This window comes from Candidatus Spyradosoma sp. SGI.093 (assembly GCF_050314555.1).
Classification (GTDB): domain Bacteria; phylum Verrucomicrobiota; class Verrucomicrobiia; order Opitutales; family UBA953; genus Spyradosoma.
Map to the genome: position 1 here is coordinate 1 of NZ_JBNPNH010000003.1, position 19,080 is coordinate 19,080.

The window sequence follows — 19,080 nt, forward strand, 5'->3', positions numbered from 1 at the left end:
AATTTTTAGAAACACTCGCCCGCAACCCAGCAAAAACTCCACCAAAACACCCCTAGGCGCCCCCGGACACACCAAAACACTCCCGAACACTCTGAACCAACCCCCAAAAGGACCGAAAGGACGGAAAGGACAAAAAAACATTCGGATTCAAATGATGATATGCGTATCTGAATTTTAATTACAAATTGTCCAGAAGGAAGGCTCAAAAAAATCCGCCGCGATTCGCGCGGCGGATTTCAAAGCGGACAGGCGTGAATCAGCCTTCCAGTCCGAGAACGGCTTCCATGCCGTAAACCGCCGGATCCTTGCCGACGACCCAGCCCGCCGCGTGAACGGCACCATTCGCGAAAATCGCGCGCGACTCCGCCTTGTGCGTCAGTTCCACGCGCTCGCCCTCGCCCGCGAAAATCACCGTATGGTCGCCGACGACGCTCCCGCCGCGCAGCGCGTGCACGCCGATTTCCTCGCGGGAACGCTCGCCGACCAGCCCCGCGCGTCCGTGGCGCTCCGCGGACTTGTCCAGCCCGCGCGCCGCCTCGACGACCGCGAGCAGCTTTTCTGCCGTGCCCGAAGGCGCGTCCTTCTTGTGCCGATGGTGCATTTCGAAGACTTCGATTTCGAACGACGGATCGAGCAGCTTCGCCGCCTTGCCGACGAGCCAGTTCAGCACGTTCACGCCGACGGAATAATTGCCCGCCCAGACGATCGGGATTTTTTTCGCCGCCGCTTCGATGCGGGAACGCTCCTCCGCCGTGTGCCCCGTCGTGCCGACGACGAGCGGCTTGCCCGCGGCCGCGCACGCCTCCGCGAGCGCCGGCGTCACTTCGTGAAACGAAAAATCGATCGCGACGTCGCACGCCGCGACCGCTTCCGCCGTGAACGTTTCGCCCACGTCGCATTTCGCGACGACTTCCGCGCCCGCGTTCTGCGCCGCGGTGAGAATCGCCTGCCCCATTCGTCCCTTGTAGCCGTTGACCAAGATTTTCATAAGTAATCCTCTTTAATCATGTTGCCGCGCGTTTTTCAACCGGCGAAAGTTCCGTGCGCCGGCGTGAACTTCTTCAGCCGCTCCCACATGGAATCCATGGATTCCACGAGCGTCCGCGTGTCGGAAATGACCGGCATGAAATTGCTGTCGCCCTCCCAGCGCGGAACGATGTGACAGTGCAGATGCTGCGGAATGCCCGCGCCCGCCGCCGCGCCGAAATTGAAGCCGACGTTGAAGCCGTCGGGCTTGAGCGCGTCGCTCAGAATCTTTTCGCCGAGCACGACGAGATCCACCAGCTCCGCGCGCTCTTCGGCGGAAAGATCCGCGAGCGCGGGAACGGCGCGATAGGGCGTGACGAGCAGATGACCCGCGTTGTACGGGAACGCGTTCATGACGATGTAGCACGTCTTGCCGCGATAGATCAGATGGACTTCCTTTTCGTCCGCCTGATTCGGAATTTCCGCGAACGGATCCGCCCACTTCGGACCGGACTTGTTCGCCTGAATGTACGCCATGCGCCAGTAAGGATGTAAGTGATTCATGATTACAAAAAAAACAAGGATTCGGACGCGCGGAGAAACCGCTTCAGCGCGCGATTTCCAGTAGATCGCGCAGATCGACGCGCTTTTCGTAAATCGCCTTGCCGACGATCGCGCCGTCGAGATTCGCGTACGTTTCCGCGAGCCCGCGGAGCCGCACGACGTCCTCGCGCCGCGACACGCCTCCGGAGGCGACGACGTTCGCGGACGTGCTGCGCAGCATCTCCTCCAGCGCCGAGAAATTCGGTCCTTTGAGCATGCCGTCGGTCGCGATGTCCGTGTAGATGATCGTGCTCACTCCGAGCCGCGCGGCCGTTCCCGCGAGCTCCGTCGCGCGGCGCGTCGTCACGTCCACCCAGCCCTTGACGGCGACGAAGCCGTTTTTCGCGTCGATGCCGACGGCGATTTTCTCGCCGCCGAAACGCGCGACGAGCTCGGCGACGAAAGCGTCGTCGTGCGCCGCCTTGGTGCCGACGATCGCGCGAGCCGCTCCCGCGTCGAGCACGGCGCGGACGTTTTCCGCGGTGCGCAGACCGCCGCCGAATTCGACCTTGAGCCCGGTCGCGGCGATGCGCTCGAGCGCGGCGAGATTCTTCGGCGCGCCCTCGAAGGCGCCGTCCAGATCGACGACGTGAATCCAGGCGCTCCCGGCGTCCGCGAACGCCTTCGCCGGCTCGGCGGGATCTTCGAAATAGCGCGTGGATTCGTTCGCCAGTCCCTGGCGCAGACGGACGCAGTGCCCGCCCTGAATGTCGATTGCCGGATAAATGTTCATGCCGCCATTATTAGTCCGCGCGGCGGAATTATCCAACCTTTAAAAAGGCGGCGCGCGTTCAGACTTCCACGCGCAGACCGTCGTAGGCGAGCTCGACGCCCGCGGGCAGTTTCGCGCTCCATTCGGCGTGATCGACCTGCCACGTCATGTGGATGAGAAACGTGCGCGCCGCGCCGATTCTGCGCGAGACTTCCACCGCCTCCTGCACGGAAAGATGCGTCGGATGCGGCTTCGGGCGCAGACCGTCGATCACGAGCACGTCCGCGCCGCGCGCGAGCTCGACCGCGGCGTCGGGCACTTCGCGGCAGTCCGTGTAATACGCGAGTTTTTTGCCGCTCGATTTTTCGGTGAAGACGAGGCCGAGCGTCGAAATCTTCTTCCCGTGCGGCAGCGTCGTCGTCTCGACGCGCGTTCCCGCGGGCAGCTCGAAGCGCTCCGGCGCGACGCGCGGCTGCAGCGCGACGTAGCCGTCGGAAGCGCGTTCGCGGATCGCGTAGTCGAAAAGCGTCTCCACGCGCGCGACGCCGCCCGGCGTCGAAAACACCGGAATCGCCTCGCCGCCGCGCAGCGCGCAGTAGCGGCGCAGATCCTCCATGCCGAGAATGTGGTCGGAATGCTCGTGCGTCAGAAAAAAGAAGTCCACGGCGGGAACGCGCTCGCGGATGCACGCGACGCGGAATTCCGGTCCCGCGTCGATCTGCACGTGCGCGCCGTCCGCGACGAGATGCGCGCACGAGCGCCCGCGGAAATTCTTCGGATTCGACGCGTCGAAGCCCGCGCAGTCGCGTTCCCACTCGATCATCGGAACGCCCTGCGACGTTCCCGTGCCCAAAAACAAAAGCTCCATGATTCCCGCGAATCTACCACCGCGCGCGCGGGCCCGCGAAGCAAAAAGAATGTTTCCAAGCGGCGCGCGAGCCCGTAGAATCCGCGCACGTTTTAACTGAAAATTCACGATTCCCTTATGAAATCAGAACAGAAATTCCTCATCTCGTGCGCCGCGCTGCTCGCGGCCGGAACGGCTTTCGCGCAGGAGCAGACGAACGTCGCGGCTCCCGCGCCCGCTCCCGAAAAGAGCGGCGGCACGAAAATCGTGCTCGAACTTCCCGAGCTTCCCTCCGCCGACAAAATCAAGGTCAAGGTCTCCGGTCTCGTCCAGGCGCAGTACGTTTACGCGAACGCGAGCGGCGCAAAGGCGTCCGACCAGAACGGCTTCTCGATCCGCCGTTCCAGCATCGGCGTCTCCGCCGACGTCGGCGACGCCTGGAGCGCGAAGATCGTCTATGAGTTCGACAGCACCGCGAACGGCGGAAGCAATTACAACGACTACATCGACACGGCGATCATCTCGCGCAAATTCGACGCGGGAACGCTGACCGTCGGCCACAAGAAGACGCACTTCATGCACGAAGAATATTCGCCCTCGTCGAAATTCCTCTGCCTCGAGCGCTCTCTCAACTCCAATTTCGTCAGCGGGAACAAATACGCGAAAGGCCTCGCCGGCTACCACATCGGCGTGTTCTGGGACGGCAAGCTCGACGAGGCGATCGACTACGGCGTCTCGCTCACGAACGCCGTGGACAAGGACTACGACAGCCGCTCCAACGACCTCGCGCTCACGGGCAACGTCGGCTACACGATGAAGCTCGACGGCGACGCGAAGCTCTACTTCGGGCTCAACGGCACGGTGAACTTCGGAAACGACGGCGAAAGCGGCGCGAGCACGAACAAAGGCACGGTGTACGGCATCGAGCCTTACGTGCAGTTCACGGACGGCGGGCTGACGCTGCTCGCCGACGCGTATTACATCGACGGCGAGAGCGCCGCGGATCTGCATTCGTTCTACGGTCTGAATCTCACCGCCGCCTACCGCCTCGAATGCGGCCTCGAGCCCGCCGTGCGCTTCACCTACCTGAACACGGATTCCGGCGTCGTGAACGCGAACATCCAGAACCGCGTTCCAGCAAGCGGGAACCACGACAACGCGACGACCTACTACGCGGGCGCGAACTACTACTTCAACAAGTACGTGAAGCTCGCCGCCGGCTTCGAATACGGCCACTACTTCGGACAAGGCGCTCACGCGGACGATTCCTTCTCCTTCCGCACGATGCTCCAGGTCTCCTTCTGACCGCAAGCCCTTCGAGGGGACGACGCTGCCGCCGTCCCCTCGAAAATTTCATTCGAACGGGCTTTCTCTTCCCGTTCCCGCGTACTCTGATTTCTTCAAGGCGGTCTCCGGAAAATCCCCGCCGGACGCGCATCAAAGTTCGCGGCCGCGGATTTCGGGGACGACCTCGGCGGAAAGAATCGCCGCGCGCGAGACCGCGTAATCGACGCGAAGCTTTTCCGTCTTGCGCTCGGGCAGATACCAGTACTGCCGCACGCCGGGACGCACGCGCACGACGCTCTCGGGCAGCAACTCCTCGCCCGCGTCCGTGCGCACGCGGAAGGGCTGCCAGAACAGCGCGCCGGGCGCGGAAAGATCCGCAGCGCCCTCGATTTCGAGCACGAGCGCGGGCATGCCGTTCGCGAGCGTGCGGTAGTATTTTTTCTCCGCGTAGGCGCGGACGCGGACGCGCGTTCCCGCGAATTCGAGCGTCGTCGGCACGCGGGAAAGCTTCAGCTCTTTGAAAGAGCGGATTTCCTCCGGCGCGAACGCGAAACGGCGCACGAGCGCGACGCGCACGCTCCACGCCTCGTCCGCGCCCGGGAACAGCGTCTTGGCGAGCGGCGAACGCAGCACGCCGTCCTTCAGCGTCTCGAAAGCCTCGCCGTCGGTGAAGCGCACGTTGACGCCGAGCGCGTCCGGCTCGTCCCAGGAGACGGAGCGCGTCTCCTCGCCCGCGGGCGCGGCGATCGCGACGTTTTCGACGCTCCACGCGCGCGCGGGCGTGCGTTCGTCGCCTTCGATCGCGACGCCGAGCCGCGCGAACGCGTCGTGAAGGTCCGGACTTTCCGAGAAAAAGCGCGCGTGCTCCGGGAGCGAAAATTCGACGAGCTCCGCCTTCGCGGGAACGCGGTCGGGCAGCGAAAACGCCTCGTCGAGCTCGCTTTCCGAGAGCGTTTCTTTCGGCGAAACCGGCGACGGCGGCGCCGCGGGAGCGCCGTTCCCGCCCTTCAGCGCGCACGAAAACGGGATTTCGCCGAGCGTCCGCCAAAGCCCGTTCCCGCCGCGCGCCTCGATCTTCAGCGAAAATTTGCCGGACGCGGGCGGCTTGTTCAGCACGGGCAGCGCGCAGATCGCCTCGCCCGTCTTGGCGTGAAAAATCGTGAACAGCGCGGGCGAAATCTGCACGGAAAATCCGCTTTCGTCCGCCAGCGAAAAGCAATAGCGTTCCCGCGAAAACAGCGACTTGCCGTAGCTTTCGAAGGCGCGGTCCTTCTCCTCGTCCGTGCGCCCGCGGGCGTAGATCCACACGGCGGGAACGGCGACGAAGCGCGAGGCGGCCTCTTCGTTCCCGAAAAATTCCGTCGCGAGCTTTTTGCGCATTTCCCCGCGCGCCGCCGTGAGCGAGAGCCCGAGCCGCCGCATGCGCACGGAAAAATCCTCGCCCGAAAAACTTTCGCGCATGCGCCCGCCTTCCTCGACGCCGAGCACGGCGAACTCGACGAGCTCGTCCCCGCATTCGGCGCGGAAGCGTTCGTCCCACGTCACGAAAAGCCAGACGGCGGCGACGATGATCGCCGCGGCGAGCCACAGGCGCAGAATGACGTTTTTCGGCGGGTTGAGAATGCGGTCGATGCGGTCCATTTTTTCAGTCCACGATGAAGTATTTCAGCCATGCGGCGTAGGCGTAACCGAGCTCGGCGGCGCGGCGGAAGCTCCAGAACGCGCGCGAAAATTTTTCGGGATGCCGGCGCTGAAACGCGATGCGGTCGGCGTCCATCGAATAAATCTGCACGTCGCGGAAGCCCGCCTTTTCGAAAAGAAATTTCGCGCGGCGTTCCTGCAGGCGGCTGCTCGTCACGATGAGTCGGCTCTCGGGCGTGACGCCGGGCAAGAGACAGATCGTGCGCGGGTGGTCGATGGTGCGCCGCGCGAGCGGATCGACCGAAATCGCCTCGTCGGGAACGCCCGCCGCCGCGAGCGCGTCGAGCAGGAAATCCTCGTCCGCGCTGACGACGACGCGCGGCGCGAGCCCGGCGCGGAACGCCTTCGCGGCGCCGAGCGCGCGCGTGCCTTCGTCGCCGCCGAGAATGACGATCGCGTCCGCTTCGCGCAGCTCCGCGAACGGCGTGCAGCCGACGCGCTGCAGATCTTCGAGCGCGTCGCCGAGCGGCCTCGACGCCGCCGCGAGCACGAGAACGCCCGCGACGAGCGTTCCCGCGACGTAGAGCGCGAGCGCGCGGCGGCACCACTTCCTGCGGGCTTCGGGAGAAAAAAGCTTCATGCCGCCATTATCGTGCATCGCGCCGCAAATAGCCAATTATTTTCCGGGAAGAAACTTCCATCGGCTTCAGAAACTTCCGGTAAAATCTCTGCGAGAGCGGATTTCGCGGGCAAGCGGGCGCGTGCCCCGCCCGCCAAAAATTCCGCGTTTGCGGTTTCGGCGGGAGCACGTATGCTTGCGCGCAGTTTATGACGTTCACGCCCGACAATTATCTGCTGATCGGCTCGCTGCTGCTTCTGGGAAGCATCTTCGCCGGCAAGGCGACGCACAAGATCGGCGCGCCGCTGCTCCTGCTCTTCCTCGGGATCGGTCTGCTCTGCGGCGAAAAAATCTCGTTCACGGATTCGGCGGCGCTCAGTCTGCTCGGCGAGCTCGCGCTCGTGTTCATTCTTTTTTCCGGCGGGCTCGACACGAAATACGCGGACGTGCGCCCCGTCGCCGTGCGCGGCGGCGTTCTCGCGACGTTCGGCGTTTTTCTGACGGCGCTTTTTCTGGGCGCGTTCATCTTCGCGGTCTCGAAGCTGGACTTCGTGCCGCTGAATTTTTCCTTCGCGGAATCGCTGCTGCTGGGCGCAATCGTCTCCTCGACGGACGCGGCGTCGGTCTTTTCGATCTTCCGTTCCAAAAACACGGGGCTGAAGCACAATCTGCGCCCGCTGCTGGAGCTGGAATCGGGCTCGAACGACCCGATGGCGTACGTGCTCACGGCGACGCTGGTCTCGCACGTCGCGGCGTCCGGGCAAGGCGAAGCGCCGGCGGCGTTCTGGACGGCCGTTCCCGCCGTGCTGATGAATCTCGGCGTCGGCGCGCTCGCGGGCGCGCTTTTCGGGCTCGTCTTCGTGCGGCTCATCAACCGCATCAATCTGATCGTCGAAGGGCTTTATCCCGTGATGATGGTCGCGCTGACGGCGCTGACGTTTTCGGCGACGAAGACCTGCGGCGGGAACGGCTTTCTCGCGGTTTACGTCGCGGGCATGATCCTCGGCAACGCGCCGTTCGTGCACAAGCGGCTCATCACGAAATTCTACGACGGCTTCGCGTGGCTGATGCAGCTTTCGCTCTTCCTCACGCTCGGGCTGTTCGCGGACGTTTCGGCGATAAAATCCGTCGCCGCGGGAGGCATTCTGATTTCGCTTTTCCTGATCTTCGTCGCGCGCCCGCTCGCGGTGGGCGTGTGTCTCGCGCCGTTCCGCCCGAGCGCGCGCGTGTTCGCGTTCACGTCGTGGGTGGGGCTGCGCGGCGCCGTGCCGATCGTCTTCGCGCTGATTCCGCTGACGACGCCGGGCGTCGATCCCGAGACGGCGAAGATGATCTTCAACACCGTGTTCTTCATTTCGGTCTCCTCGCTCGTCATTCAGGGGACGACGCTTTTCGCCGCGGCGAAACGGCTCGGGCTCACGGTCGAGGAAAGCGCGCCCGCGCCTTCCGCGTTCGACAAGGAGACGGAGGCGATCGACGCCGGCTACGCCGAAATCGCGATCGCGGGAACGGCGTCCGTCGTCGGCAAAACCCTCGCGGAGCTGGCGCTGCCTCGGGGCGCGCTCGTCGTCATGATCCGCCGCGAGAACCGCTTTCTCACGCCGACCGGCGCGACGCGGCTCGAGGCGGACGACATTCTGCGGATTCAGGCGGACACGCCGGAACACCTCGCCGCCGCGCGGGAACGCCTGGAAGGGAGCGCTGAGGCATGAGACGCGGACGCGACGGAACGGCGGCGCGCACGGGAGCGAAAAAACAGGGATTTCGGGGATTTTAAGGGATTCGATCCGGCCCCGCGAAGCGCCCCGCCGAAGCGGGATTGAAGTTTCCGTCCGCGGATTTCGTCGGGCAAGCGGGACGCTTACCCTCCTATTATCAAAAAATCTGCGAAAATCTGCGTCATCTGCGGGAAAAGTTTGTGCGGGCGGATTTCCGAGGAAGCAGTTGGAAAGCCGCCTTTCCCATATAAACTTTCTTTAACTTCCTTTACCTTCGCGGTTTTTCTTTGCGTTCTTTGCGTTAAAGAAGTTTGTATCCGCAGATTTCCGAGGGCAAGCGGGACGCTTACCCTTCCACAAAAAAAGCCCGCGGGGTGCGGGACCTCGCGGGCGTTTTCGCGTCGGGAACGCGGCGGAATCAGCCGCCGGTCATCGTCTTGATGACGGAGATGATCGGCAGGAACATCGCAACGACGATCGTGCCGACGACGACCGCAAGGAAGACGATCAGCAGCGGCTCGATGACGGAAGTGAGCGCGCCGACGGCGTTGTCCACTTCTTCGTCGTAGTTGTTCGCGACGCGGTTGAGCATTTCCGGAAGCTGGCCGGTTTCTTCGCCGACCTGCACCATGGAGCAGACCATCGGCGGGAACACCTTCGCCTGTTCGAGCGGCGCGGCGAGCGTGTCGCCGTCGCGGACGCGGTCGTGAACTTTTTCGAGCGCCTCCTGAAGAACGACGTTGTCGAGCGTTTCCGTGGTGATCTTCATCGCCTGCAGAATCGGGACGCCGGAGGACATCAGCGTGCCGAACGTGCGGCAGAAGCGCGAGACGGTGACGACCTGCAGGAACGTGCCGATCTTCGGCATGCGGAAGAGCACGCGGTCGCGGAGCGCGGTCATCTTCGGGTTCTTGAACATGAAGCGGATGCCGAAGACGAGCACGGCGATGATCGCGAGCGTAAGGATCCAGTGGTCGCGGAGCGCGTTGCCGATGCTCATGACGAACGCCGTCAGCGCGGGCATATCGCCGCCCTGAGACGCGATCATGGACTGGAAGGACGGAACGACGAACGTGAGCAGCACGTAGACGATGACCGCCGCGACCGTGACGACGACGCACGGATAGACCATCGCGGACTTGACCTTCTTCTTGATGCGTTCGGACTTTTCCTGGAACGAGGCGAGACGGTCGAGCACGGTGTCGAGCACGCCGCCGGCCTCGCCCGCCTTGATCATGTTGACGTAAAGGCGGTCGAACATGCGCGGGTACTGCGAGAGCGAATCCGAGAGCGAATTGCCGGACTGGATGTTGTCGCAGATGTTGTCGAGCGCGGTCTTGAAGTTCGGGTCGCGTTCCTGTTCGGCGAGAATCTGCGTCGCGCGCAGCAGCGGCAGGCCCGCCTGGAGCAGCGTGGCGAGCTGGCGCGTAAAGACCGTGAGCTGCTCCGTCGTGATCTTCTTGTTGAAGGCCTGCGTCTTCTTGCCGGACTTCTTTCCGAAGGAAAATCCGTCTTCGGCGATGGAGGAGACCATGAGGCTCTTGCGCGTGAGCGCGGCGCGCGCCTGCTCTTCGTTGACGGCCTCGACGGTGCCGGAAACCTGTTTTCCCGAGCCGTCGATTGCTTTGTATTTAAATTTTGCCATGGGTTTGGAGGGGTGTCTGATGAACGGTTGAATTAGGTATACTTTAAGACTTCTTCGATGGTGGTCAATCCGTCAAAAATGCAGCGCAGCCCGTCGTCGCGCAGCGTGCGCATGCCGTTTTCGATCGCCTTCTGCTTGAGGACGAGCGTCGGCGCCTTCTTGGTGATGAGCTCGCGGACGGCGTCGTTGATCATCATCAGCTCGAAAAGCCCCTGTCGGCCCTTGTAGCCCGTGCGGTTGCACTCGGAGCAGCCCTTGCCGTAGAAGAACTGCTTTTCGGCGATTTCGAGCGGATCGACCTGAAGCATGTTGATGACGGCCTGGTCGGGCTCGTACGCGGTCTTGCAGGAACGGCAGATGCGGCGCAGCAGTCGCTGGCCGAGCACGCCTTCGAGCGACGCCGCGATGAGGAACGGCTCCAGGCCCATATCGACGAGTCGCGTGACGGCGCCGGGCGCGTCGTTCGTGTGCAGCGTGGAAAGCACGACGTGCCCCGTGAGCGCCGCCTGGACGGCGATCCCGCCGGTCTCCTGGTCGCGGATTTCCCCGACCATGATCGTGTCCGGGTCCTGACGGAGGAAGGAACGCAGCGCGGACGCGAACGTGAGCCCGACCTGGTGGTTGATCTGCACCTGCATGATGCCCTCGATCTCGTATTCGACCGGGTCTTCGGCGGTGAGGATCTTCACGTCCACGGTGTTCACTTCGCGGAGCGCGGAATAAAGCGTCGTCGTCTTGCCGGAGCCCGTCGGTCCCGTGACGATGAAGATGCCGTTCGGCCGGTTCACAAGCTCGCGGATGCCGCTCATGATCTCGTCCGTCATCGTGAGGTTTTCGAGGTCGAGGTTGACGACGCCCTTGTCGAGAATACGAAGCACGACGGATTCGCCGAACTGCGTCGGGAGCGTGGAGACACGGAGGTCGATCGGGCGCCCGCCGACGGTGGTCTTGATGCGGCCGTCCTGCGGAATGCGGCGCTCGGCGATGTTCAGACCGGACATGACCTTGACGCGCGCGGTGACGGAGTTCGCAAGCGACTTCGGCGGCGGCGCCATTTCGTAGAGCGCGCCGTCGATGCGGTAGCGGATGCGGAACTGATCTTCGAACGGCTCGAAGTGAATGTCGGACGCCTTCGCCTTGACGGCCTCCTGCAGCACGACGTCCACGAAGCGGATAATCGGCGCCTGATTGGCGGAATTGGAAAGCGCGTTCTCGTCGTCCCCGCCGAGGTCGAGCCCCTCGATTTCGCTCAGCACCGCGTCCATCGACGAATTTTCTTCGCCGTAGTACTTGATGATGGCGTCCTCGACCTTCGCAGGATTGCACACGGAGAATTCGACGGAATCGCGGCCGAGCAGAAACGCGACGTTCTGCGCCGCGGGGAAGTTGAAGGGATCCTTGGCGAGAAAGTAAATCTGGTCCGCGTCCGCCTTGTAGGGCACGATGCCGTATTTGTGCGCCTGCTCCGCCTTGAGGATGCGGATGAGGCTGGCGTCGATGGCGTCGGGAACGTCGGGAACGCAGGAGACGCCGATCCGCTCCGCGACGACTTCAAGAATCTCGTCGCGCGTGAAGTATTCGTTGTCCTCGACGACGTCCGTGAAGGGCTTGCCGGTTTCGTCGTGCTCCGTCCAGCATTCCTTGAGCTGCTCCTCGGTGACTTTCCCGGTGTCCTTCAGGTAGGTGATCAGATCTTCGCTGTGCTCGTCAAACATAACGGTGTGGCGTTGGGGGTTAGTAATTCATTTCGCGCAGTTTCTGCCGCATTTCGTCCGGCTCCTGCGCGTAGGTGATCGCCTCGGCGGGCTCGATGACGCCCTCTTCGACGAGGTTGAACAGGTGCCCGTCGAGCGTGCGCATGCCGAGCGCGCCGCCGGTCTGGATTTCCGAGGTGATGCGGTAGGTCTTGTTGTCGCGGATGAGCGCGGACGTCGAGTCCGTGTTGACCATGATTTCGTAGCCCGCGACGCGCCCGCCTTCCTTGCGGCGGCAGAGCACCTGCGAGATGACGGCGACGAGCGACGAGGCGAGCTGCATGCGGATCTGCTCCTTCGTGTCCGCCGGGAACGCGTCCACGATGCGGTCCACGGTTCTCGCCGCGCCCGTCGTGTGCAGCGTCGCGAAGACGAGGTGCCCCGTTTCCGCGGCGGAGACGGCGGCGGTGATCGTCTCGAGGTCGCGCATTTCGCCGACGAGGATGATGTCCGGGTCCTGGCGGAGCGCCGCGCGGATCGCGTCCGAGAACGTCGGCACGTCGCGCCCGATTTCGCGCTGGGTGACGACGGAACGCTTGTGCTCGTGGAAATATTCGATCGGGTCTTCGATCGTGATGATGTGGCGCTCCTCGTGCTCGTTGATCCAGTTGAGCATCGACGCGAGCGTGGTCGATTTGCCCGAGCCCGTCGGTCCCGTGACGAGAATGAGCCCGCGCTGCCGCATGAGCAGCGACTTCACCTTGTCCGAAAGCCCGAGCTGCTCGAGCGTGAACATGTCGTGCGGGATCTGGCGCAGCACGATGCCGTAGGCGTTCGCGTCGCCGAAGCCGCTGCGCGCCTTGAAGCAGCTGACGCGGAAACGCGCCTTGTTCCCGAAGGAAAAGCCGAAGTCGCAGCCGCCCAGTTCCTCGAGGCGCTTCAGATGGTGCGGCGGCGTGATTTCCTTGACCATCGCCTCCGTGTCCTCCGGCGTCAGCGGAACGCCTTCGACGGGAACCATGCTCCCGGCGATGCGCAGCACGGGAGCCTGGTCCACGTGCAGGTGCAGGTCGGAAGCTTTTTCGGCGACCACGAGGTCGAGCAGATCGTTCAAAAGATAATTCATTTTTTCAAAAGCCTTTCTGTATCGTTTCTTGGTGTCCGCGGGAACGCTCAGTCGACGCTGACCGTCGTCGAGAGCACTTCCTCGATGGTCGTGATGCCGGCGGCGATCTTGCGGATGCCGTCCTCGCGCATCGTGCGCATGCCGAGGTCGCGCACCTTGCGGCGCAGATCGACGAGCGTCGCGTTCTGGTAAATCATTTCCTGGATCTCCTCGTTCACGAGGAAGAGCTCGAACACGCCGCGGCGCCCGCGGTAGCCGGTGTCGTGGCACTTCACGCAGCCGCGGCCCTTGCGGAAATTCGTGTCCGAAAGGTCGCTGACGGTCATGCCGATCGAAATCAGCTCCTTTTCCGTCGGCGTGTAGGATTCCGAACAGTCCGGACAGATGCGGCGCACGAGGCGCTGCGCCAGCACGCCGCGCAGCGACGCGGAGACGAGGAACGGCTTCACGCCGATGTCCACGAGTCGCGAGACCGCGCCGGGAGCGTCGTTCGTGTGCAGCGTCGAGAACACCATGTGACCGGTCAGCGACGCATTGACCGCGATTTCCGCCGTCTCCAAGTCACGGATTTCACCGATCATGATGATGTTCGGCGCCTGACGGAGCATGGAACGCAGCGCGGACGAGAACGTCATGCCCACTTCGCGACGCACCTGCACCTGGTTGATGCCCGCCATCTGGTATTCGACAGGATCCTCGACCGTGATGATCTTGCGGTCCGGCTGGTTGATGTAGTTGAGCGCCGAATACAGCGTCGTCGATTTGCCCGAGCCCGTCGGTCCCGTGACGAGGAAGATGCCGTCCGCGCCCGTGATGATCTTCATGAAGACCTCCTGGTCGTCGGAGAAGAAGCCGAGCTCCGGAAGCCCCAGCTTCAGCCCTTCCTTGTCGAGAATACGCATGACGATCGATTCGCCGTAAACCGTCGGGAGCACCGAGACGCGCAGGTCCACGTCCTTCCCGCCGACCTGGATCTGAATGCGGCCGTCCTGCGGAATGCGCTTTTCCGCGAGCGAGACGTTCGCCATCAGCTTCAGGCGCGCGATGATCGACGCCTGCAGGCGCTTCTGCGGATTCTCCACTTCCTGCAGCACGCCGTCGATGCGGTAGCGCACGCGGAAACGCTTCTCCAGCGGCTCCATGTGAATATCGGACGCGCGCCGACGGATCGCCTCCGTGATCAGCTTGTTGACGTACTGAATGATCGGCGCGTCTTCCAAGCGCGCGTTCTTGTCGTCGTTCCCGGGAATCTTGACGTCCGAGCCGCTCGGATTGTCTCCGAAAATCTCGCTCAGCGAGCCGTCGCCCTGCGTTCCCGCGGAATCGTAGGCGGCGAGCACCGCCTCCTTGATCTCGTCCGGCGGCGCGACCTTGAAATTGAGCGTCTTGCCGACGAGGCGCCCCAGCTCGTCCATCGCCTCCATCGCCAGCGGGTCGCCGATGACGACGAGCAGGAACGAGCCTTCCAGCTGGAGCGGCAGCACGTTGTAGCGCAGCGCGGCGTCCTGCCCGACGATCTGCAGCGCCTCGTCCGTCGGGCGCACCTGCGAAAGATCCGCGGTCTCCATGTCGAACTCTTCGGCGAGCGCGGAGGAAATCGCCTTCCACGTCGTGTAGCCTTTTTCGACGAGCAGCCGGAGCACGGCCTCGTCCGCTTCGCTTTCGCGCGTGCCTTGTCCGAGCACTTCCTGACGCGCGACGCCCACCGTGTCGGGGCTCACGAGCTCTCGGTCCTGAATCAGTTGAACAACGTAATCGTCGGCGGAAAAAATCATAGTCGAGCCTGAAAATCTGTGAACTGGATGGGGAAAAACTTTGGTTGGCGTTCGGCGTTCCCGAACAGGGTAAGAATGCCGGAATTTCTAACAGGTCCTCCCCTCCCGCGCAACAAAATTGAACACGAAGCCCTTCTCGCGCGCGCGAAGGCGGCCCCAGTTTGCTTTTGCAAAAGAGGCGGAATTGCGTCAGCATCGGGGACTTTCCTTTTCACATGTCCGATTCCGAACAAGCGCCGTTTTTCGAGCCCGACGAAATGCCCGCAGAAGTTCCCCTGCCGGAGCCTCCGCCGGAGCGGAGCGCCGCGCCCGCGGCGGCGTTCCCGCGTCCGCGCCGTTCCCGCAGGGACGCGCCCGCGTTCGGCGAGGGCGCGACGTCGGTCTTCGCGGACCGGATTCCGCCGCACAGCGTCGAGGCCGAACAAGGGCTGCTCTCGGCGATTCTGCTCGACGGCGGCGGCGACATTCTGGCGGAATGCCAGACGCAGAAAGTCGTTCCCGAGACCTTTTTCCGCACGGAGCACCAGCTCATCTACGAAGCGATTTCCGCGCTCAGCAACGCGGGAACGGGCGTCGATTCCATCACCGTGCTCACGAAGCTCGCGGAGCTCGGCAAGCTCGAAGCCGCCGGCGGTCCCGTCTATCTGCGCGAGCTCGAAAACAAGGTGGCGACGACGGTGCACGCGCCGCACTGGCTCGAAATCGTCAAAGAAAAATATTTCCGCCGCAAGCTGATCGCGACCTCGGTGCAGACCGTCGAGCGCGCGTTTTCCGACGGCGACGACATCCGCATGATTCTCGACCGCGTCGAGAAGGCCTTTTTCGAAATCGCCGGCGACAACGTGCAGGATTCCGCGGAGAGCACGGACCAGACCGGTCCCGGCGGCCTCACGGCGCGCACGATGGAGATTCTGCGCCAGATGGAAAAGAACCGCGGCGCGATTCACGGCGTGCCGACGGGCTTCACGACGCTCGACCAGATGACGTTCGGCTTTCACCCGGGCCAGATGATCGTCGTCGCAGCGCGCCCGGGCATGGGAAAGACGTCCATCGCGCTGAACTTCATCGAGGCGGCGCTGTTCGACAGAAAGCGCGAAGCCGCGGGAACGCCGCCGCGCACGGTGCTCATGTTCAGTCTCGAAATGACGCGCGAGGACCTGATGCTGCGCCTGCTCGCGTCGAAGTCGCGCGTGAATCTGCGCAACATCCAGAAGGGCTTCGCGCAGCAGGGCGACACGCAGAAGCTCTTCGAGGCGAAGAAGGATTACGAAAAGCGCAAGCTGATCATCGACGACGTCGGCGGGCAGACCATCATGGAAATCCGCGCGAAGGCGCGCCGCATCCACGCGCGCACGCCGCTCTCGCTCATCGTCATCGACTACCTGCAACTCATCAACGGCACGGATTCCCGCATGCCGCGCGAACAGCAGATCGCGGAGGCGTCGCGCTCCATCAAGGCGATGGCGAAGGAATTCGGCGTGCCGATCATCGCGCTCGCGCAGCTGAACCGCGATTCCGACAAGGAAGACCGCAAGCCGCGCGCGAGCGACCTGCGCGAATCCGGCTCCATCGAGCAGGACGCGGACGTCATCATGCTCATCGACATCAAGCGCGGCGGGCAGCGCAAGTCGCCCACCGAAGACGAAGAGGAACGCCAGCGCGACGTGCGTGAACGCGTCCTCATCATCGCCAAGCAGCGCAACGGTCCGACGGGTGACATCCCGCTTTACTTCCACAGCAACATCACGCGTTTCGAAACCCCCGCGACCAATATCAGCGAACCGAATTACTGATGAACCCGACCGCCGCCAGCCGCCACAAAACCGCCGCGTTCGCGGGAACGCTCGCCCTGCTCCTCGCCGCGGGAACGCAGACCGCCTTCGCCGAAGCCGCCGCGACGCCCGCCGCCGCGGGAACGCAGACCGCCGCAAAGCGCGAAGCCGGCAAACTCTACGTCCGCAAAGTCCTCTTCAAAAACGAAGGCGGCCCGAAAATCGACGAGGCGCTCATCGCCGCGCACGTCTCGCTCAAGCCCGGCGACGAATTCTCCCGCCCCGCGCAGTCCGCGACCATCCGCTCGCTCTACGCCACGAACCTCTTCGACTTCATCACCGTCGAGCCGATTCCGGACGTGGACGCCGCCGCCGTCGATCTGCGCGTCTCCTACGTCGCGCGCCCGCTGCTCGTCGGCATCTTCTTCGAAGGCAACAAGGAATGGGACGGCGGCACGCCCGAAGCGCAGACCGAATACGAGCAGATCATCGTGAACAAGCTCGATTCGACGCGCCCGGAAGGCGGCGGCAACGGCGGCGTGATCGAATTTTTCCGCGGCAAGCTCATCAAGGAATGCACGGACGCGGGGCTGACGGTCGGCGCGCCGCTCGACCGCGTTCTCGTCGCCCGCGCCGAATCCAAGATCCGCAAGAAATACGCCTCGCGTTTCCCGTTCGTGAAGATCTCTCACGCCGTGAAGACGGACGCCGACGCGGGAACGGCGACGGTCACCTTCTTCGTCGAGGAAAACCTCGACACACGCGTCACCGAAATCAAATTCGTCGGCAACAAGGCGTTCGACGACTACACGCTGCGCTACGCGATGCAGACTTCGACCTGGGCGTACACCTTCGATTTTTCCGAGTGGCCCGGCAACCGCTTTCTGAAGTTTTCGCCGATCCGCGATCTGGGACGCTTCGACTACGACACGTACCGCCGCGACCTCGTCGCACTGAAGAATTTTTACCAGAACGCCGGCTATCTCGACGTCGAAATTTACGGTCAGCCGCGGGAAGAGCTCGAAGAAGGCTACTCCTTCGTGAACAACGAGGAGACCGAGGGCGACATGCCGCTCGAAATCACGATTTCGGAAGGCATGCGCTACCACCTCGACGCGATCAGGATCAGCGGGAACGATCTCGGCAAGCAGCACGCGCGCTTCACCGAAGAGGCGATCGTCGCGATGCTCGCTCAGTATTCGCCGCGCGGCGTGCGCCGCGGGAACGAGGAGGATTTCGACCTGCTCTTTCCCGGCATGCCCTATTCGCCGCAGGCGGTGAACGTCGCCGTCGAAAAGATCCGCGAATACTACGGCCAGGTCGGCTATCTGAACTGCCGCGTCGCCGTCACGCGCGAGCCCGACGTGGACACGGGCAAGGTCACGCTGAAATTCAAGATTTCCGAAGGCGAGAAATCCTACCTGCGCTCCGTCGTCGTCGAAGGCAACACGACGACGAAGTCCGAAATCATCCTGCGCGAACTCGTGCTCGCGCCGGGCGAAGTCTTCGACATGGTGCGGATGAAGACCTCCGAATCCCGCCTGAAGAACACGAGCTATTTCCGCCAGCCTTCCGGGCAGGCGAGCGTCTCGCTGCGCGCCGCGGACACGCCCGTCGCCGGGCAGAAGGATCTCGTCGTCTCCGTCACCGAAGCGCCCACGGGCTCGTTCAACTTCGGCGGCGGCTTCTCGACGGTGGACAGCCTTTCCGCCTACGTCGAATTTTCCGAATCGAACTTCGACCTCTTCAACTGGCGCAACCATTTCCGCGGCGGCGGGCAGAAATTCCGCTTCCGCATTCAGGTCGGCACGAACTCCACCACCATCGAGCAGTCCTTCGAGGAACCGATGATCTTCGGGCGCGAAATCGCCGTCGGCTACGACGCGTATTACAAGTCCGACACCTACGTCAGCTCCAGCTACAACACGGTGGACGCGGGCGTGAAGCTCTACGCGCGGCGGCGCCTCTTCGAGCGCGTTTACGGCACGTTCTACTACAAGATCGACAACTACGAGATCAAGGACATCGAATGGGACGTGCCGCAGTTCGTCTGGGACGAAGCCGGCTACACGCTCCTTTCCCGCGGCGGGATCACGCTCTCCCGCGACACGCGCGACAGCTACCTGTTCCCGAACACGGGAACGAAGATCGCGCTCACGAACGAGCTCGTCGGCGGCCCCTTCGGCGGCGAATGCACGTATTACAAGATGCGCCTCGACGCCGCGCGCTGGTTCCCGATCTTCAACTACCAGGAACAGACGCTCAAGCTGCGCATGCGCGCCGACACCGCCCACGCCTTCGGGAACAGCTACGTGCCCTTCTTCGAAAAGATCAAGTACGGCGGCCCCTACAACCTGCGCGGCTTCCGTTACGCGCACGTCGCGCCCTTCATCGGCGACGAGCCCTACGGCGGCGACTCCGGCTTCTTCGTCTCCGCGGAATACACGATCAAGCTCCTCGAACAGCTGCGCTTCGCGCTCTTCTACGACGGCGGCTTCGTGAACGCGGACTCCTTCGACTTCTCGCCGCGGGAATGGAACGACGACGTCGGCTTCGGCTTCCGCATGCTCATCTGGGGCGCCCTGCTCAACCTCGACATCGGCTTCCCGATCAACACCTCGGACGACAACGACGACGGCATGCGTTTCAACATTTCCTTCGGCACCAGCTTTTAA

The 19,080-nt window shown here is 63.3% G+C and carries 14 protein-coding genes; 4 read left to right on the plus strand and 10 right to left on the minus strand.

The genetic code is table 11. From position 1 onward, the window contains the following. Positions 1 to 256 precede the first annotated feature (256 nt). The 4 genes from dapB to ACQREB_RS03930 are packed head-to-tail and all read right to left on the minus strand — an operon-like array spanning position 257 to position 3,149. Positions 257 to 988 carry a 4-hydroxy-tetrahydrodipicolinate reductase gene (gene dapB / locus ACQREB_RS03915; RefSeq protein WP_427765553.1) on the minus strand — a complete coding sequence of 244 codons (732 nt, stop codon included), beginning with the start codon at positions 986 to 988 and terminating at the stop codon, positions 257 to 259. 35 nt (positions 989 to 1,023) lie between these two features. Then, complete coding sequence (locus ACQREB_RS03920; protein WP_427765556.1) at positions 1,024 to 1,530, minus strand: HIT family protein; 507 nt, start codon at positions 1,528 to 1,530, stop codon at positions 1,024 to 1,026. A gap of 43 nt (positions 1,531 to 1,573) precedes the next feature. Beyond that, positions 1,574 to 2,302, minus strand: coding sequence for a 1-(5-phosphoribosyl)-5-[(5-phosphoribosylamino)methylideneamino]imidazole-4-carboxamide isomerase (gene hisA / locus ACQREB_RS03925; protein ID WP_427765557.1), 729 nt, complete (start codon positions 2,300 to 2,302; stop codon positions 1,574 to 1,576). A 58-nt stretch (positions 2,303 to 2,360) separates the two neighbouring features. Beyond that, positions 2,361 to 3,149 (minus strand): MBL fold metallo-hydrolase, encoded by a 789-nt coding sequence (locus tag ACQREB_RS03930; protein WP_427765560.1) that lies wholly within the window; start codon positions 3,147 to 3,149, stop codon positions 2,361 to 2,363. Between the two features lie 117 nt (positions 3,150 to 3,266). Here ACQREB_RS03930 and ACQREB_RS03935 point away from each other — a divergent pair, with 117 nt between their 5' ends. Further along, positions 3,267 to 4,433 (plus strand): porin, encoded by a 1,167-nt coding sequence (locus tag ACQREB_RS03935; RefSeq protein WP_427765563.1) that lies wholly within the window; start codon positions 3,267 to 3,269, stop codon positions 4,431 to 4,433. 132 nt (positions 4,434 to 4,565) lie between these two features. Here ACQREB_RS03935 and ACQREB_RS03940 read toward each other — a convergent pair whose 3' ends face one another. Then, a complete protein-coding gene (locus ACQREB_RS03940; RefSeq protein WP_427765565.1) occupies positions 4,566 to 6,056 on the minus strand; it encodes a hypothetical protein in 1,491 nt (496 codons plus the stop codon). A gap of 4 nt (positions 6,057 to 6,060) precedes the next feature. Beyond that, entirely contained in the window at positions 6,061 to 6,696 is a 636-nt protein-coding gene (locus ACQREB_RS03945) for a YdcF family protein (protein ID WP_427765566.1), read from the minus strand. Between the two features lie 188 nt (positions 6,697 to 6,884). Here ACQREB_RS03945 and ACQREB_RS03950 point away from each other — a divergent pair, with 188 nt between their 5' ends. Beyond that, entirely contained in the window at positions 6,885 to 8,387 is a 1,503-nt protein-coding gene (locus ACQREB_RS03950) for a potassium/proton antiporter (protein WP_427765569.1), read from the plus strand. A gap of 424 nt (positions 8,388 to 8,811) precedes the next feature. Here ACQREB_RS03950 and gspF read toward each other — a convergent pair whose 3' ends face one another. Genes gspF through ACQREB_RS03970 form a run of 4 tightly spaced genes read right to left on the minus strand, consistent with a single transcriptional unit; the run spans position 8,812 to position 14,633 of the window. After that, entirely contained in the window at positions 8,812 to 10,038 is a 1,227-nt protein-coding gene (gene gspF, locus ACQREB_RS03955) for a type II secretion system inner membrane protein GspF (RefSeq protein ID WP_427765571.1), read from the minus strand. A gap of 32 nt (positions 10,039 to 10,070) precedes the next feature. After that, a complete protein-coding gene (locus ACQREB_RS03960) occupies positions 10,071 to 11,753 on the minus strand; it encodes a GspE/PulE family protein (protein WP_427765574.1) in 1,683 nt (560 codons plus the stop codon). 19 nt (positions 11,754 to 11,772) lie between these two features. Continuing rightward, positions 11,773 to 12,858: a type IV pilus twitching motility protein PilT gene (locus tag ACQREB_RS03965; protein WP_427765576.1), complete on the minus strand. Its 1,086-nt coding sequence runs from the start codon at positions 12,856 to 12,858 to the stop codon at positions 11,773 to 11,775. A gap of 47 nt (positions 12,859 to 12,905) precedes the next feature. Next, a complete protein-coding gene (locus ACQREB_RS03970; RefSeq protein WP_427765580.1) occupies positions 12,906 to 14,633 on the minus strand; it encodes a GspE/PulE family protein in 1,728 nt (575 codons plus the stop codon). A 215-nt stretch (positions 14,634 to 14,848) separates the two neighbouring features. Here ACQREB_RS03970 and dnaB point away from each other — a divergent pair, with 215 nt between their 5' ends. Together dnaB and bamA are read left to right on the plus strand one after the other, a co-directional pair. Then, complete coding sequence (dnaB, locus tag ACQREB_RS03975) at positions 14,849 to 16,426, plus strand: replicative DNA helicase (protein ID WP_427765583.1); 1,578 nt, start codon at positions 14,849 to 14,851, stop codon at positions 16,424 to 16,426. Then, positions 16,426 to 19,080, plus strand: coding sequence for an outer membrane protein assembly factor BamA (bamA, locus tag ACQREB_RS03980; RefSeq protein WP_427765585.1), 2,655 nt, complete (start codon positions 16,426 to 16,428; stop codon positions 19,078 to 19,080). The genes dnaB and bamA overlap by 1 nt, the downstream gene beginning before the upstream one ends.